The organism is Lelliottia sp. RD5, assembly GCF_056032945.1.
Genome location: NZ_JBVYHQ010000003.1, coordinates 157,722 through 174,427, shown reverse-complemented (window position 1 = coordinate 174,427; position 16,706 = coordinate 157,722). Strand labels below are relative to the sequence as shown.

The following is a 16,706-nucleotide window of genomic DNA, read 5'->3' as shown; positions in this document are numbered from 1 at the left end:
CGTTATTTCATGACTGTATCAGGTTGTTTAATATCCTGTAGCACTGGAATAAGATGATTATGGTTTCATTATCAGGATATTTAACAATCAATATTGGCGGTCGTACTTATGCAATATAGGTCGAAATACTGGCGCACGCGTTGCACTTTAAAGCCTGTAGTCCTCATCACACTGAGCTTGCTTTTTCAGATAAAGTAGTCGTGGAACACGGTGTCCAACGATGCTACATTACGCAGCCTACCTTACATTGGCAGTGGTTATTGACTCCGTAAATATCGGTAAGCGCTGAAACTACTATCCTGAAATGCGGTCTACGCAAGCAGGTTGTAACGCGAAGTTTGCGCTACCTTCTCAGGCTTTATATAGGTTCACTATTTTGTCTCAATGCAAATTCCAGCGTGCATTTCTTCATCCGCGTTACTGGGTAACGTGGTTTGGTCTTGGTCTACTTTGGCTACTGGTTCAATTACCTTATCCCGCTATTCGTGTTCTGGGCTCGCGGTTAGGCAGTGCATCCCGCCACTTCCTGAAACGACGTGAATCCATTGCGCGCAGAAACCTTGAGCTCTGTTTCCCAAACGACACGTCCGCTCAACGTGAAAAAATGATTAAAGAAAACTTCAAAGCCATTGGGATGGCGCTGCTGGAAACAGGTATCGCCTGGTTCTGGCCCGACGAGCGCGTGCGTAAATGGTTCGATGTTGAGGGCCTGGAGAATCTGAAAGAGGTGCAGGCGCAAAACCGTGGCGTAATGGTGATTGGCGTTCATTTTATGTCGCTGGAGCTGGGTGGTCGGGTGATGGGGCTGTGCCAACCCATGATGGCGACCTATCGTCCGCACAACAACTTACTGATGGAATGGGTGCAGACGCGCGGTCGTCTTCGGTCTAACAAAGCCATGATCAGCCGTAACAATTTGCGTGGCTTAGTGAGTGCACTCAAAAAAGGCGAAGCTGTCTGGTTCGCTCCCGACCAGGATTATGGCCGCAAAGGAAGCAGCTTTGCTCCGTTTTTTGCCGTTGGGAATGTTGCTACAACGAACGGTACGTTTGTGATCTCACGTCTTTCTGGCGCACCGATGCTGACTGTCACTATGATCAGAAAAGCGGATAACTCAGGTTATCGTCTCTTTATATCACCTGAGTTGAAAAATTATCCCCAGGACGAGACGGCAGCGGCCGCTTACATCAACAAAGTGATCGAGAAAGAAATCATGCGTGCCCCTGAACAATATTTGTGGGTCCATCGCCGCTTCAAAACACGTCCTGTTGGTGAATCCTCTCTTTATACGTAACATCTTTGAAGGTTAGTTTCGTTGAGAAACTAACCTTTTCAATCACCTGCCATCACAGTCTCAATTGTTAATTTTCATCGTCGCTCAACGTCTATTTATTGCACGATGAAATTAATCTGTCGCCATTCCACGACACTCGTAAGTGACGGAAAGTATTTAAAAAAATGCCCCTTGTCACTCCTGTTTTTTAGGCGTACATTAGCGCCGTCTGGCAACGGGAAGGCACAGAATTCTGAGTTGGAGTCGATGGCATAGCGGGATAATTCTTATTTCCGATAGCGTCCGATTTCAACTCTCTATACTCAGTTGGACTTTGTTTTTTTAGGCGTATCAAAAGATGCGCGGAGCGACAAACGTGAAATATTTCTTTATGGGCATTTCGGTGATTGTATTTGTCTGGGCCGGAACCTTTGCCCTGATGATCTGAGCGAAGAACAACCGTTAAAAAAAGAGGCGCCATTGGCGCCTCTTTTTTTATGCGTGCGACGGCTATTCAGATTCTGCTAAATTCTTTTTGTCCGACGGCAAAAGACCATCGGCTCGGAACATGCCTTTAATCCCTCTCACCGCCTGGCGTATACGATCGCTATTTTCAATGAGCGCAAAACGCACATGCGTGTCGCCATAATCACCAAAACCGATGCCAGGGGAAACGCAGACTTTTGCGTCCTGAAGCAGCTTTTTAGCAAACTCCAGTGACCCCATGGCCGCATAGTGCTCAGGAATTTTTGCCCAGACGTACATCGAGGCTTTCGGCATGTCGACCATCCAGCCCGCTTCATGCAGCCCTTTCACCAGCACATCGCGGCGTCGTTTGTACTGCGCGGCGATGTCTAGCACACATTGCTGATCGCCTTCCAGCGCAGCAATCGCGGCCACCTGTAGCGGCGTAAAAGTGCCGTAGTCGTGATAGCTTTTGATTCGCGCCAGCGCATTGACCAGCGTTTTATTGCCGACCATAAATCCGATACGCCACCCAGCCATGTTGTAGCTTTTCGACAGCGTAAAGAATTCAACCGCCACATCGCGCGCGCCGGGTACTTGCATAATTGAAGGTGCTTTCCAGCCGTCATACACGATATCGGCGTACGCCAAATCATGGACCACCAGCACGTCATAACGCTTCGCCAGCGCTACCACTTTTTCAAAAAACTCCAGCTCGACGCACTGCGCCGTCGGATTCGACGGAAAGCCCAAAATCATCATTTTCGGCTTCGGATAACTTTCTCGAATCGCGCGTTCCAGCTCGTTGAAGAAGTCCACGCCTTCTACCAACGGCACGGAACGAACTTGCGCGCCAGCTATCACCGCACCATAAATATGGATCGGATAGCTCGGATTTGGCACCAGTACGGTATCGCCATGATCCAGCGTCGCCAGCATCAGGTGTGCGAGTCCTTCTTTCGATCCAATCGTAACGATAGCTTCGCTTTCAGGATCGATATCAATCTGATAGCGATCCTGATACCAGCGAGAAATGGCACGTCGCAGTCGCGGAATGCCACGCGACGTCGAGTATCCGTGAGTATCCGGGCGTTGAGCAACGGTACACAGTTTTTCGACGATATGCGGCGGCGTAGGGCCATCGGGATTACCCATGCTGAAATCGATAATGTCTTCGCCGCGCCGACGCGCAGCCATTTTCAGTTCAGCAGTGATATTAAAAACATAAGGGGGGAGACGATCGATACGCGTAAAACGGCGTTCAGGACTGAATTCAGCCATAGATTCCTCAGAGTCACGTTTGCGCCCGGACCGTCCGAGCGACGCTGCCACGTTTGTGGCATGCTTAGAAAATAGCCTGATTGAAAACCCCCTGTCGAGAGGAGAATGAAAAAATAAAAATAGAGGTAAAATGGGAACAACAATTTACGGAAAACAGGAAGTGTTGATGCAAAAAGAGATCAGAGATGCCATTTAATTAACATCATGATATCAATGAACTTACAACAATCCGCTCCTTCACCGTCATCATCAATCCCGTCAATCAGAATCCAACAATCCCCTTTGTAAATTAAGGTTTTTCCTCATTTGCTAAAAAAGCGTGATGTCTGGTCATTCGGCGTCAGGTTTTCTATCATAGATTTTTCCCGTTTTCCCAGGTTGTCTCGTGCACGAAATATTCACTATGCTGCTGGCGGTATTTGATCGCGCAGCATTAATGCTGATTTGTCTGTTTTTCCTGATCCGCATCCGGCTTTTTCGCGAGCTTTTGCACAAATCAGCACACTCGCCAAAAGAGCTGCTGGCCGTCACTGCAATCTTCTCGATGTTTGCGCTCTTCAGTACCTGGTCCGGCGTACCGGTAGAGGGATCGCTGGTCAATGTGCGCATTATTGCCGTGATGTCCGGGGGGATTTTATTTGGCCCATGGGTGGGGATCATTACCGGCATTATTGCGGGAACGCACCGCTATTTAATCGATATCGGTGGCGTGACGGCTATCCCGTGCTTTATCACCAGCATAATCGCGGGTGTATTATCCGGCTGGATCAACCGTAAGTTTCCCAAAAAACAGCACTGGAAAGCCGGTATCGTGGCCGGTATGGTGTGCGAAACGCTGACCATGATCCTGGTGGTGGCCTGGGCCCCTTCTATCGAACTTGGGTTGGATATTGTCTCGAAAATCGGTATTCCGATGATTCTGGGCAGCGTATGTATTGGATTTATCGTTTTACTGGTGCAGAGCGTCGAAGGCGAAAAAGAGGCCAGCGCAGCGCGCCAGGCGAAACTTGCGCTGGATATTGCCAATAAAACGCTGCCGCTTTTTCGGCATGTCAACGCAGAATCCTTGCGTCAGGTCTGCGATATCATCCGACGAGATATTCACGCTGATGCGGTGGCGATCACCAATATTGATCATGTGCTGGCCTACGTGGGTGTGGGTGAACATAACTATCGCGATAACGACGATGCCGTCAGCCCCACGACTCGCCAGGCCATTAACTACGGAAAAATCATTATTAAAAACAATGATGAAGCGCATCGCACGCCGGAGATCCACTCCATGCTGGTCATCCCGCTGTGGGAAAAAGGGATAGTTACCGGCACGCTTAAGATTTACTACTGTCATGCGCATCAAATCACCTCTTCACTGCAGGAGATGGCGATTGGCCTGTCACAAATTATCTCTACACAGCTGGAAGTTTCTCGCGCCGAGCAGCTACGTGAAATGGCAAATAAGGCAGAGCTGCGTGCCCTGCAAAGTAAAATTAATCCCCATTTCCTGTTTAACGCGCTGAATGCGATTTCCTCTTCTATTCGAATGAATCCAGATACCGCCCGTCAGCTGATTTATAATCTTTCGCGCTATTTACGCTACAACATTGAGCTTAATGACGACGAGCAAATCGACATCAAAAAAGAGCTGTATCAGATCAAAGACTACATCGCGATCGAACAGGCACGTTTTGGCGATAAGCTGACGGTCATCTACGATATCGACGAAGAGGTGCACTGCGTCATCCCAAGCCTGTTGATTCAGCCGCTGGTTGAAAACGCGATCGTCCACGGTATTCAGCCATGCAAAGGCAAAGGCGTAGTTACGATTAGCGTGGCGGAATGTGGCAATCGCGTGCGCGTGGCGGTACGAGATACCGGAAACGGCATTGATCCCAACGTGATTGCGCGCGTGGAATCTAACGAAATGCCCGGCAATAAAATTGGCCTGTTGAATGTTCATCACCGCGTGAAATTACTTTACGGCGAAGGGCTGCATATTCGTCGTCTGGAACCCGGGACGGAAATCGCTTTTTATGTGCCTAATGAGCGCTTGCCCGTGCATACGCAAACATTATTGTGGCCCTGAATGAGGATGGATGCATGAAAGTCATCATTGTCGAAGATGAGATCCTCGCCCAACAAGAGCTGAGCTGGCTGATAAAAGAGCACAGCCAGATGGAGATTGTGGGTACGTTTGAAGACGGACTGGATGTGCTGAAGTTTTTACAGCACAACAAAGTTGACGCTATTTTCCTGGATATCAACATTCCGTCACTGGATGGCGTACTGCTGGCGCAGAATATCAATCAGTTTGCTCATAAGCCGTTTATTGTTTTTGTCACTGCCTGGAAAGAGCATGCCGTCGAAGCATTCGAACTGGAAGCGTTTGACTACATTCTCAAGCCTTATCAGGAATCGCGCATTGTGAGTATGCTGCAAAAACTTGAAATGGCCTGGCAGCAGCAAAACCACTCCGCGGTGAGCACAAGCCCTGTTATTACACGTGAAAACGATACGCTGAATCTTATAAAAGATGAGCGGATTATCGTCACCCCCATGGATGATATTTATTACGCCGAAGCGCACGAAAAAATGACGTTTGTTTATACTCGCCGCGAGTCTTTCGTGATGCCGATGAATATCACTGAATTTTGCAGCAAGCTGCCCGCGTCGCATTTTTTCCGCTGTCACCGTTCGTTTTGTGTGAATCTGAATAAAATCCGCGAGATCGAACCGTGGTTTAACAACACCTATATTTTACGGCTGAAGGATTTGGATTTTCAGGTGCCAGTGAGTCGTAGCAAGGTGAAGGAATTCAGACAGCTTATGCATTTGTAGCAGAATCCCCTCTCCACCTGGAGAGGGGATGACAATCAGAGATATTGGCCCAGCGTCTGGCGTAAATGCGCGCCGGAGCCCAGCAGTCCTGGATTATCATGTACGATCAGATAAACCGGAATGTCCTGCACATAGGATTTAAAACGCCCTTTATCTTCAAATCCGCCACGGAAACCCGACGCTTTAAAGAACTCCAGGAAACGCGGCACAATGCCACCCGCGATGTAAACCCCGCCAAACGTGCCGAGATTGAGCGCCAGATTGCCGCCAAAGCGTCCCATAATCACGCAGAACAGTGACAACGCGCGACGACAGTCAGTGCAACTGTCCGCCAGGGCGCGTTCAGTAATGTCTTTTGGCTGTAAGTTTTCCGGCAGACGATTATCGGATTTCACAATCGCGCGATAAAGATAGACCAGCCCAGGGCCGGACAGCACGCGCTCGGCGGAGACGTGGCCCAGTTCGGCGCGCAGTTCATGCAGAATGATGCCTTCTTCTTCACTGTTCGGCGCAAAATCAACGTGACCGCCCTCGCCCGGCAAGCTGACCCAACGTTTATCAACGTGAACCAGATGTGAAACACCCAGTCCTGTGCCCGCGCCATAGACGGCAATCGGCTTGCCTTCGACCGGTTCCGCGCCACCAAACTGAATAAGATGTTCGGGTTTGAGCATGGGGATCGCCATTGAAACGGCCGTAAAGTCGTTGATAATTTCCAGATGTGCGAAGCCGAGATTTTTTTTCATTTCGGCAATGGAAAAGGCCCAGGTGTGATTCGTCATGGCCACCCAGTCACCGGTAATTGGGCAGGCAATAGCAATACAACCGTCCTCCACACCGACCTGATGTTCATCCAGATAGACACGAACTACCGCTTCAAGACTGGGATAATCCAGCCCGGAATAGGTCTTTGCCTGAGAAATTTCACCGGTATCAATATCGCATAATGCCAGCCGCGCATTCGTGCCGCCTACATCGCCTACTAAAGCATATTTTGTCATTCTTCTACTGCTCCGCTAAAGTCAGAATAAATCTTTGGGACACTGTAAATTCAAGGCGGGATAACAACAACGGCCTGAATGCGAACTGCCCAGGATAATCGATCTTCGTCACAGAATCACTTTACCGTTTCAGCACCTTTTGCACTATTGCCGTCAAACTGAATGTGCAAAGTCACGCTAAATACTTTTGTACAAGGAAATCATCATGCTCCATCCGCGAGCCAGAACCATGCTGTTGTTAGCGACACCTGCGCTCATCATTGGTATTGCGTCAAGCCTGGTGTTAATCGTCGTGATGAAAGTCGCCTCGGTGCTGCAAACTTTTTTGTGGGCTGCCCTGCCGGGAAAGCTCGGCATCGATTTTGCCTCTCCGACCTGGATTATCCTGATGCTGACCCTCACCGGTATCGCGGTAGGCTTAGTCATTCGTTTTAGCCCTGGACACGCAGGCCCCGATCCGGCGCTGGAGCCGTTGATTAGCGCGCCGGTCAACCCGGCGGCGCTACCGGGTTTACTTCTTGCCCTGGTGATCGGTCTGGCGGGCGGTGTGAGTCTGGGGCCAGAACACCCCATCATGGCCGTGAATATTGCGCTCGCAGTTTATCTGGGTTCGCGCATTTTCCCCCGCGTTGGCGCGCTGGACTGGACGATTCTGGCGTCTGCCGGCACCATCGGGGCGCTATTTGGTACGCCCGTCGCCGCCGCGCTTATTTTTTCCCAAACGCTGAGTGGCGATAACGACGTCCCGCTCTGGGATCGCCTCTTTGCGCCTCTGATGGCTGCCGCCGCTGGCGCGCTCACCACCAGCCTGTTTTACCATCCGCATTTTTCGCTGCCCATTCCGCATTACGGGCAGATGCAACTGGCAGATATTTTCAGCGGTGCCATTGTCGCTGCCATCGCCATCGCGCTAGGTATGGTGGCCGTTTGGTGCTTGCCGCGACTGCATCGCCTGATGCATAAGCTCAAACACCCGGTTTTGATTCTGGGTGCGGGCGGTTTTCTGCTGGGGATTCTTGGGGCAATCGGTGGGCCGGTGACGTTATTTAAAGGCCTCGATGAGATGCAACAGATGGCATTTAGCCAGGTCTTTAGCGTGTCGGATTATTTCCTGTTCGCCGTTATCAAGCTGGCCGCCGTTGTCGTGGCGGCTGCATGTGGTTTTCGCGGGGGGCGTATCTTCCCGGCGGTATTTATCGGCGTGGCGTTAGGACTGATGCTCCATGAGCATGTCGACGCCGTTCCGGCGGCAATTACGATTTCCTGCTCCATTTTGGGGTTGGTGCTGGTCGTCACGCGCGATGCCTGGCTGAGCCTGTTTATGGCAGCGGTCGTGGTGCCCGATACCAACTTATTGCCGTTACTCTGTATCGTGATGCTGCCCGCCTGGCTCCTGCTGGCGGGCAAACCTATGCTGATGGCCTGGCGGAAGGATAAGTGATCACGCGCTGTTACGCGCCTCCAGCGCTTCGGTGATGGCCCTGAGAAGCGGAGGAATATCCGCTTTGGGCAACATCACCTCAATCAGTGAAAGTCGCTCACGATGGGCGACTTTCTCCAGCACCTCCGCCAGCTGTACCGTTTCGCTGACCCGCCAGCATTGTGCCTGACAATTCAGGCTGAGCGCCTGCGGGATTTGCGTCCAGTTCCACAGCGCGATGTCGTTATAGCGCTGCTCCGCCCCATGAATCGCCCGCTCAACGGTATACCCTTCGTTATTCAGCACCAGAATGACCGGCCGCTGATTATCCCGCAGCATCGAGCCCATTTCCTGAATCGTCAGCTGTGCTGCGCCGTCCCCGGTGAGCACAATTACGCGCCGATCCGGACAAGCGGTTTGCGCGCCAAACGCCGCTGCTAACGTAAAGCCGATCGATCCCCATAGCGGCTGAACGATAAAGTCGACGTCCGAAGGCAGTCGCAGCGCACTTGCACCAAACGCAGCAGTCCCTTGATCGGCAAGAATGATATCCCCGGGACGAATAAACGTTTGCAGCGTGTGCCAAAAATTATCCTGAGTCAGCGTGCCTTCATGATAATCCTGAGAAAGAGCAGGCTGATGGCTCGGCAGCGCCTGTCGGGTAACGTGCTGCCTGCAAAGCTCAGATAAGATTTCAACCGCCTGCGCCATGGGAATGCCGGTAAACCAGCGATCCCCAATCCGAGCCGCATAGGGTTGGACTTCAATGGTCTGGGCCGCAGTGAGTTTGTGAGTAAATCCCGCGGTCAACGTATCGGTAAAACGCGTGCCCACGCAGATGACGGTATCCGCCCCTTCGATAGCCTCCCGTACGGCGTTGGTGCTCGCAGCCCCGCTGTACGTCCCATAAAAACCCGTCTGTCGCTCATCAAAAATCCCTTTCCCCATCAGCATCGTCGCATGTGCCATGGGCGTCTCTTTCACCCACGCCTGAAGCGATTTTTTTAGCCCATACCGCAGGACTAAAAAATCAGCCAATAGCGCCGTACGTTGACTGGTTGCAAGACGCGCCTCTGCGGCTTCGCGGAACGCTTGCAAACAGGCGTGATCAAGGGGAAGAAGTTCATCAGTGAAAACGCTTACAGGGGGTATGGCAGGTTTTTTTGCCACATCTGCGGGTAGCATCAGATATCCCGGGCGGCGCTCACGTCGCATGACTGACAATACGCGATCGATTTCATAGCAGGCATTTTGTTCGGTGAGAATAGCCTGCGCTGCGGTAATGGGCTCACTCATCTTATAGAAATGGCGGAATTCTCCGTCGCCCAATGTGTGATGCATCAGCTCCCCTTTTTGCTGCGCGGTGCTGCAAGGCGCTCCTACGATGTGCAATACCGGCACGTACTCCGCAAAACTGCCGGCGATTCCGTTCATCGCACTCAGTTCTCCCACACCAAATGTCGTGAGCAACGCGGCAAAACCTTTGCAGCGGGCATATCCATCGGCGGCATAGGAGGCATTGAGTTCGTTGGCGCACCCCACCCAGCGGATTACGGGGCTGTCGATAACGTGATCAAGGAATTGCAGATTGTAGTCACCCGGCACGCCAAACAGGTGCTCAACACCACACTGTGAAAGGCGGTCCAGCAGATAATCGGCGACGGAATAGGCGGTTCGCATAACAGGAGTCCTTCTGACGTTGACCTCACTTTGAGTATTAAAGAAGCGTGATGTCTGTCCAGGAATGCGGAAAAGAAGAGGCTGGAAAGAATGCTTTACGAAAAATGACGTAGTAATCTGATGGTCTGAACCAGCGTGTAAACGTATACACTGAGAATCACTATTCAGAACAAAGGGGCTAGAGCATGGTTTTTCAGGCTGATAAAACACGTTATGAGTCAATGCAGTATCGTCGATGCGGTCAGAGTGGTCTGAGACTCCCCGCCGTTTCGCTGGGCCTGTGGCATAACTTTGGCGACAGCACGTTGATTGAAAATAGCCGTCAACTTTTACAGCGCGCATTCGAGCTCGGGATCACCCACTTCGATCTGGCCAACAATTACGGGCCACCGCCAGGATCGGCAGAGAGCAACTTTGGACGTATTTTTCGGGAAGATTTTCACGCTTACCGTGACGAGTTAGTGATCTCGACTAAAGCGGGATACACCATGTGGGACGGGCCTTACGGGGACTGGGGGTCGCGAAAATATCTCATCGCCAGCCTTGATCAAAGCCTCAAGCGCATGGGGCTGGAATATGTTGATATCTTTTACCACCACCGCCCGGACCCAGAAACGCCGCTGAGAGAGACAATGAAAGCGCTCGATCATATCGTGCGCCAGGGCAAAGCCCTGTATGTCGGTCTTTCAAACTACCCGGCGGAACTGGCTCGCGAGGCCATTGATATCCTGGACGATCTTGGGACGCCTTGTCTCATCCACCAGCCAAAATACTCGATGTTTGAACGTGCTCCTGAAGAGGGATTGCTGTCCGTTTTGCAGGAAAAAGGGGTGGGTTGTATTCCTTTCTCACCGCTCGCGGGTGGGCAACTGACCGATCGCTATTTGAATGGTATTCCGGCTGATTCACGCGCGGCGAGCAAGAGTCGATTCCTGAATGCCGATCAGGTCAGCGATGAAAAACTGAGTAAGGTTCGCCAGCTCAACGCGTTAGCCGAACGCCGAGGCCAGAAGCTGTCACAAATGGCACTCGCCTGGGTGTTACGTCACGACACCGTCACCAGCGTGCTGATTGGTGCCAGTAAGACGTCACAAATCGAAGACGCAGTCGGCATGCTCAATAATCTTCACTTCACTGCTGAAGAGCTTGAAGCGATCGACGCGATTCTGAACAGCTCAAAATAAATGCGTCTTTAGCAAAAAGTGCTCCCCCCTGTGAATTAGGAGTTGAGGCGATTATACGGGGCTTTACTGCCCCGTAAAATTGCGTTAACAGGCCGCTTACGGCTCCGTTCGTAGGAGAATAACAATAATGTTCAAATCACTGATTCTTGCGGCAATCCTGATGGCGAGTGCGCCACTGATTGCAAATGCAGGCGAAATTACCCTGTTGCCGTCAATAAAATTACATATTGGCGATCGTGATAACTCTGGTAACTACTGGGACGGTGGCGGCTGGCGCGACCGTGATTACTGGCACCGTAACTACGAATGGCGTCAAAACCGCTGGTGGAGACATGATAATGGTCGTCACCGTGGTTGGGATAACCGCAAGGCGTACGAACGTGGCTACCGTGAAGGCTGGAGCGATCGTGATGACCGTCGCGGACCTCGGGGCCATGGACGAGGTCACGATCGTGGGCACGGACACGGGCATCGCCACTAATATCGTCACCGCAAAAAAGGAGCCATCAGGCTCCTTTTTCATGCTTATTTCAGTCTGGTTGTCTTACAACCCCAGCAGCGTGCCAATCAGCAGCCACAGGTTCAGCGCCACCACCAGTACCACGATCATCCATCCGATACGTTTAACCAGCGTCGAATTGACCAAATCACCCATCAGCGATTGATTGCCTGTAAAAATCAGCAGCGGTACCAGCGCCAGTGCGATACCAAAGCTCAGCAATACCTGACTCATCACCAAAATTCGGGTGGGGTCCAGCCCCATCAGAATGACGATAAATGAAGGCATCATGGTGACGGAGCGGCGTACCCACAGCGGAATGTGGAAACGCACGAAGCCCTGCATAACGACCTGCCCTGCCAGCGTACCGACCACCGTCGATGAAAGCCCCGCGGCGACCAGGCTTAGACCAAAAATGGTTGCTGCCGCATGGCTCAGCAGCGGTTCCAGCGTCAGATACGCCTGATCAAGATCGGCAACGCCGGTGTGACCGTTAAAATGAAACGCCGCTGCAGCAGTCGCCATCATGGCAAGATTAACGAATCCGGCGATCGTCATCGCAATACCCACATCCCATTTGGTTGCCGAATAGCGTTCCTGCCGGGTGCCATCATGCGCATTTTGCGTCAACGACGAGTGGAGATAGATAACATGCGGCATGATCGTCGCGCCCAGAACACCGGCTGCCAGAAACACAGCTTCCGAGGTTGGCAGGCTGGGTATTGCCATACCTTTGCTCAACTGCACCAGATTCGGCTGCGAAAACACGAGCTCAACAATATACGCTGCCGCAACGAATAACAGCAGACCGCCGATGACCAGTTCCAGCGGTTTTTGCCCCCGCCGCTGCAACATCAGAATAAGGAAAGTGGCAATCCCCGTCAGTACTGCGCCCTGAAGGAGCGAAACGCCGAGGATCAGTTTGAAACCTATGGCCGCGCCAATAAATTCCGCGAGATCGGTCGCCATCGCGATGATTTCCGCCTGAACCCAGTAAAACCATACGACCGGGCGGGGATAATGATCGCGAATTTGTTCCGCCAGGTTTTTTCCCGTCGCGATCCCAAGCTTCGCGGATAACACTTGAATCAGCATCGCCATCAGGTTTGCCCACACGACAACCCACAGCAATTTATAGCCGAAGCTGGCCCCAGCCTGAATATTGGTCGCAAAGTTACCTGGATCAATGTAACCAATCGCAGCAATGAACGCCGGTCCCATTAATGCGAACCGCAACTTGCGCGCTGCTCTACCACTGCTACCCTCAACGCGACTGTTATTCATTTCTACCTCTGCAGATATAGCCTTTGCTATGTTTCATGCTATCAAAACGAGAATGATTATCAAGATCATTTAAATGGGTTATAGCGATTTCATTGATAGTGAAGAACAATAGCAAGGCAGGACGTTTTGGAATTATTAGAACCAACAGCGAAAGTGAATCATCTTTTGTGAAGCCTAGCACACAAACGTAACTTTTCACTCATTTACATAACATAACAGAAATGTATGGTTGATCACTATTTTTGAGACTCGTCACAGGATGTAACTATAGTGTGGTCTTGATCTCGTTTTCTTTGCACTTGTTACATAGAATGTGCACGGAAATTAAACCTGCCTCATATTTGGAGCAAATATGGACCGCGTCCTTCATTTTGTCCTGGCACTTGTTGTCGTTACTGCACTTGCATTGCTGGTCAGCACTGACCGCAAAAACATTCGTATTCGCTATGTTATACAACTGCTCGTCATTGAAGTTTTACTTGCGTGGTTCTTCCTGAACTCCAACATTGGCCTTGGTTTCGTCAGAGGCTTTTCCGAAATGTTCGAAAAACTGCTCGGATTTGCTAACGAAGGGACCAACTTCGTCTTTGGCAGTATGAACGATCAAGGTCTGGCATTCTTCTTCCTGAAAGTGCTGTGCCCAATCGTCTTTATCTCTGCACTGATCGGTATTCTGCAGCACATTCGTGTTCTGCCAGTGATTATCCGCGCAATTGGCTTCCTGTTATCCAAAGTCAACGGTATGGGTAAACTGGAGTCTTTCAACGCCGTCAGCTCCCTGATTCTGGGCCAGTCTGAGAACTTTATCGCGTATAAAGATATCCTGGGCAAAATGTCTCGCAACCGCATGTACACCATGGCGGCAACCGCAATGTCGACTGTATCCATGTCTATCGTGGGTGCATACATGACGATGCTGGAACCGAAATACGTGGTCGCAGCGCTGGTTCTGAACATGTTCAGCACCTTTATCGTTCTGTCCCTGATCAACCCTTACCGCGTTGATGCCAGCGAAGAAAATATCCAGATGTCTAACCTGCACGAAGGCCAGAGCTTCTTCGAAATGCTGGGTGAATACATTCTGGCTGGCTTTAAAGTTGCCATTATCGTTGCTGCCATGTTGATCGGTTTTATCGCGCTGATCGCTGCGTTGAACGCCCTGTTCGCTGCCGTACTGGGCATCTCCTTCCAGGGGATTCTGGGTTACATCTTCTACCCGATTGCCTGGGTAATGGGTGTTCCGGCGCATGAAGCACTGCAGGTCGGTAGTATTATGGCCACCAAACTGGTTTCCAACGAATTCGTTGCGATGATGGATCTGCAGAAAATTGCCAGCACGCTCTCCCCGCGCGCAGAAGGCATTCTGTCAGTCTTCCTGGTGTCCTTCGCTAACTTCTCTTCAATCGGTATTATCGCAGGCGCGATTAAAGGCCTGAACGAAGAGCAAGGAAACGTGGTTTCCCGCTTTGGTCTGAAACTGGTTTATGGTTCAACTCTGGTGAGCGTGCTGTCTGCGTCTATCGCAGCCTTGGTACTGTAATCAGAAGAAAAAACCGGAGGTGCTAAGCCTCCGGTTTTTTTATGCCTGTAATTCCTCAATCGGGCGTGGCTTCCCAATCAGATAGCCTTGAAGGTAATCCACACCAAACGCCAAAAGCATCTGTCGCTGCTCTTGCGTTTCAACATATTCAGCAACAACGCTCAGTGATTTGGTTTTCGCCAGATTACAGATCGATTTCACGATCATCGCGTCCATGCTGTCGGTACAAATATCCTTTATAAAACAGCCATCTATTTTTATAACGTCTGCCTCCAGACGTTTCAGCCGCTCGTAGTTAGCATAGCCCGTACCGAAATCATCAATGGCAATTTTGAATCCGAATTCACGCAGCTTCTGGATATTAAAAATACTGCTTTCAGACTCAGAAAAAGCCTGCTCTTCAGTGACTTCGATAATCACCGCTGCGCAAGAGACGCCATGGCGTTTAAATAGAGCAATAATCTCTGATGCTGTCTCTTTATGCATCAGCGTGAGTGGCATGAGATTGACCGAGAACCGAGCGTAAGGGTGCGACACAGGATGATCCGCCAACCATATCACCATGGCTTCCACCACGCTCAGGTCAAAACGCCTGCTGAGGTTAAATTGTGCAAAGAGTGGGATGAATTGGTCGGGGAAAATCAATTCGCCATCACTTTCCAGCCGCGTCAGGATTTCGTGATATCCCCCGCCTTCAGCATTCTGAATGGGTTGCACATACAGACGCAAACCGCCCTCAGTGAGAGCGCGTTTGACACGACTCAACAGGAAAACGCGTTCCGTCGTCTGATCAGATATCGTTGCCAGGCTGTGTGTTAATGCTAATACGGTTTGATTTGCACAGGACTGCTCTGATAACCAACTCAGTTGACCCAGCACATGATGTAGCTTCTCACCCCATTCATCGCTCATGCTCCCCCAGGATGCACCAAATTCGACATCAAGGGCTGTGTTGTTCCAGTAAATTCTTCGATTATTAAGATGGTCAACAATGTGCTGCAAGCGCGCAGCCGTTTCGGTGCCGTTCAGTACAAGTACCAACTCGCTACCCGGTAGTTGGAAAAGTTTTTCATCGGTCAGTAAAAACGGCTGTAGAGCGCTCGTAACTTCACGCTTACAGTTTACGCGCATCATCATCCCATAATGCCGACTTAGAAACTCCAGGTTGGCTATGCGCAAGCAACACACGTGGAAGTGCGGGTGTTTTTCAAGAAAATCCTCCAGAGCGCGCATATTAGGTAAGCCCGTTAAGGGGTCGGTCAATGCCCTCTCCTGCCAACCCTGCTTTAACCACTCTCCATGCTGATAGATACGTGACATGTAAAGCAGGCATAGCGTGAACGAAATCAGAACGGAGAGAACAAATGCCAGGGAGTAGCCATTCTCTACACCGTAAAGGAAATTTCCGTTATAGGTGAGTAGCAAAAATACGCAGATTGCCCAACTGAACGAAATCACAATATAGCTTAATCGGCTAATACCAATAGTGAACAGGATAAATATGACCGGAACCAGATAGCCTGCAATGTAATTTGCACGAAAAGGCGTGCACAGGGCAATCAGTACAGCGATCAGAAGCATCAACCAGAATAATGTAAAAAAGATATGTTTTTTAGAAAAAGAAGGTCTGACGTGATACCGCCAAATTTTCATCGCATAACGAGGATTAATCATCATCCTCAAGGGGTAATAAAACATCATTGTGAATATTATTGCAGACGATATTAGGCTCTGAACATCGATAACGTTATCCATTGCTGAGCCTACGCCAAAATAATTCGACAGCATCACAGGGAAATGGAGTAAATATCCTATCAAAAACATAGATAATTTAATGCTAATGGGGAGTATAAAACCCAACCAAAAAATCTGTATCCCTATGTTTCGATTAGGGACTCCAAACCGCCATCGTCGCCCAAGCTGCCATCGCATAATACCGCAGACAACCAACACAGAAAATACCTGGCAAAACAATAACGCTAATGACTGTATGAGCGTTAAATGTAAACCCCAGGCATTAATAAGTGCAGTGCTAACAATAATGGGTGCGATCGCATGTCGGCCAAATAATAAAATAACCGCCAGCATTACGCTCAGCGGAAGCCAGGCAAGATATATATCATTATCATTAACAATTGCACGAGGGGAGATATAGCGGGAAAGAGGAAGAGTCAGCAGGCAAATAATTGAAGCGATTGCGAATATTCTTAAGCTTTCAAGAATTTTTTTTGTCATTACGGTTAG

Annotated in this window: 13 protein-coding genes; 8 read left to right on the top strand and 5 right to left on the bottom strand. The window is 50.3% G+C overall.

What is annotated here, in order from left to right:
• The first annotated feature begins 373 nt into the window (after window positions 1–373).
• Entirely contained in the window at window positions 374–1,294 is a 921-nt protein-coding gene (gene lpxP, locus AC0LWE_RS11800; RefSeq protein WP_216981835.1) for a kdo(2)-lipid IV(A) palmitoleoyltransferase, read from the top strand.
• A 355-nt stretch (window positions 1,295–1,649) separates the two neighbouring features.
• Window positions 1,650–1,721, top strand: a complete 72-nt coding sequence (gene ypdK / locus AC0LWE_RS11795) for a membrane protein YpdK (RefSeq protein WP_106379800.1) — start codon at window positions 1,650–1,652, stop codon at window positions 1,719–1,721.
• A gap of 62 nt (window positions 1,722–1,783) precedes the next feature.
• Here the strand turns inward: ypdK and alaC are convergent, their stop codons facing one another.
• The gene (gene alaC / locus AC0LWE_RS11790) at window positions 1,784–3,019 is read right to left on the bottom strand and encodes an alanine transaminase (RefSeq protein ID WP_059179366.1); all 1,236 of its coding nucleotides are present in this window, start codon (window positions 3,017–3,019) and stop codon (window positions 1,784–1,786) included.
• Window positions 3,020–3,404: 385 nt separating this feature from the next.
• Here alaC and AC0LWE_RS11785 point away from each other — a divergent pair, with 385 nt between their 5' ends.
• Both AC0LWE_RS11785 and AC0LWE_RS11780 read left to right on the top strand, forming a co-directional pair.
• Window positions 3,405–5,102: a sensor histidine kinase gene (locus AC0LWE_RS11785; protein ID WP_219347520.1), complete on the top strand. Its 1,698-nt coding sequence runs from the start codon at window positions 3,405–3,407 to the stop codon at window positions 5,100–5,102.
• 14 nt (window positions 5,103–5,116) lie between these two features.
• Window positions 5,117–5,854, top strand: a complete 738-nt coding sequence (locus AC0LWE_RS11780) for a LytR/AlgR family response regulator transcription factor (protein WP_059179368.1) — start codon at window positions 5,117–5,119, stop codon at window positions 5,852–5,854.
• A gap of 35 nt (window positions 5,855–5,889) precedes the next feature.
• Here the strand turns inward: AC0LWE_RS11780 and glk are convergent, their stop codons facing one another.
• A complete protein-coding gene (gene glk / locus AC0LWE_RS11775) occupies window positions 5,890–6,855 on the bottom strand; it encodes a glucokinase (protein WP_059179369.1) in 966 nt (321 codons plus the stop codon).
• Window positions 6,856–7,060: 205 nt separating this feature from the next.
• Between glk and AC0LWE_RS11770 the strand changes: the two genes are divergently transcribed.
• Window positions 7,061–8,296, top strand: a complete 1,236-nt coding sequence (locus tag AC0LWE_RS11770; RefSeq protein ID WP_059179370.1) for an ion channel protein — start codon at window positions 7,061–7,063, stop codon at window positions 8,294–8,296.
• Here AC0LWE_RS11770 and ipdC read toward each other — a convergent pair whose 3' ends face one another.
• Window positions 8,297–9,955 (bottom strand): indolepyruvate decarboxylase, encoded by a 1,659-nt coding sequence (gene ipdC / locus AC0LWE_RS11765; RefSeq protein WP_219347519.1) that lies wholly within the window; start codon window positions 9,953–9,955, stop codon window positions 8,297–8,299.
• A 185-nt stretch (window positions 9,956–10,140) separates the two neighbouring features.
• Here ipdC and mgrA point away from each other — a divergent pair, with 185 nt between their 5' ends.
• A complete protein-coding gene (mgrA, locus tag AC0LWE_RS11760) occupies window positions 10,141–11,139 on the top strand; it encodes an L-glyceraldehyde 3-phosphate reductase (RefSeq protein ID WP_204771527.1) in 999 nt (332 codons plus the stop codon).
• Window positions 11,140–11,266: 127 nt separating this feature from the next.
• Window positions 11,267–11,620, top strand: a complete 354-nt coding sequence (locus AC0LWE_RS11755; RefSeq protein ID WP_131487766.1) for a DUF2502 domain-containing protein — start codon at window positions 11,267–11,269, stop codon at window positions 11,618–11,620.
• A gap of 63 nt (window positions 11,621–11,683) precedes the next feature.
• On the opposite strand, the gene AC0LWE_RS11750 is transcribed toward AC0LWE_RS11755, so the two are convergent.
• Window positions 11,684–12,922 (bottom strand): Nramp family divalent metal transporter, encoded by a 1,239-nt coding sequence (locus tag AC0LWE_RS11750; RefSeq protein WP_059179374.1) that lies wholly within the window; start codon window positions 12,920–12,922, stop codon window positions 11,684–11,686.
• A gap of 352 nt (window positions 12,923–13,274) precedes the next feature.
• Between AC0LWE_RS11750 and nupC the strand changes: the two genes are divergently transcribed.
• Window positions 13,275–14,462: a nucleoside permease NupC gene (gene nupC / locus AC0LWE_RS11745; RefSeq protein ID WP_059179375.1), complete on the top strand. Its 1,188-nt coding sequence runs from the start codon at window positions 13,275–13,277 to the stop codon at window positions 14,460–14,462.
• A gap of 39 nt (window positions 14,463–14,501) precedes the next feature.
• On the opposite strand, the gene AC0LWE_RS11740 is transcribed toward nupC, so the two are convergent.
• Entirely contained in the window at window positions 14,502–16,697 is a 2,196-nt protein-coding gene (locus tag AC0LWE_RS11740; protein ID WP_202667428.1) for a sensor domain-containing phosphodiesterase, read from the bottom strand.
• Between the last annotated feature and the right edge of the window lie 9 nt (window positions 16,698–16,706).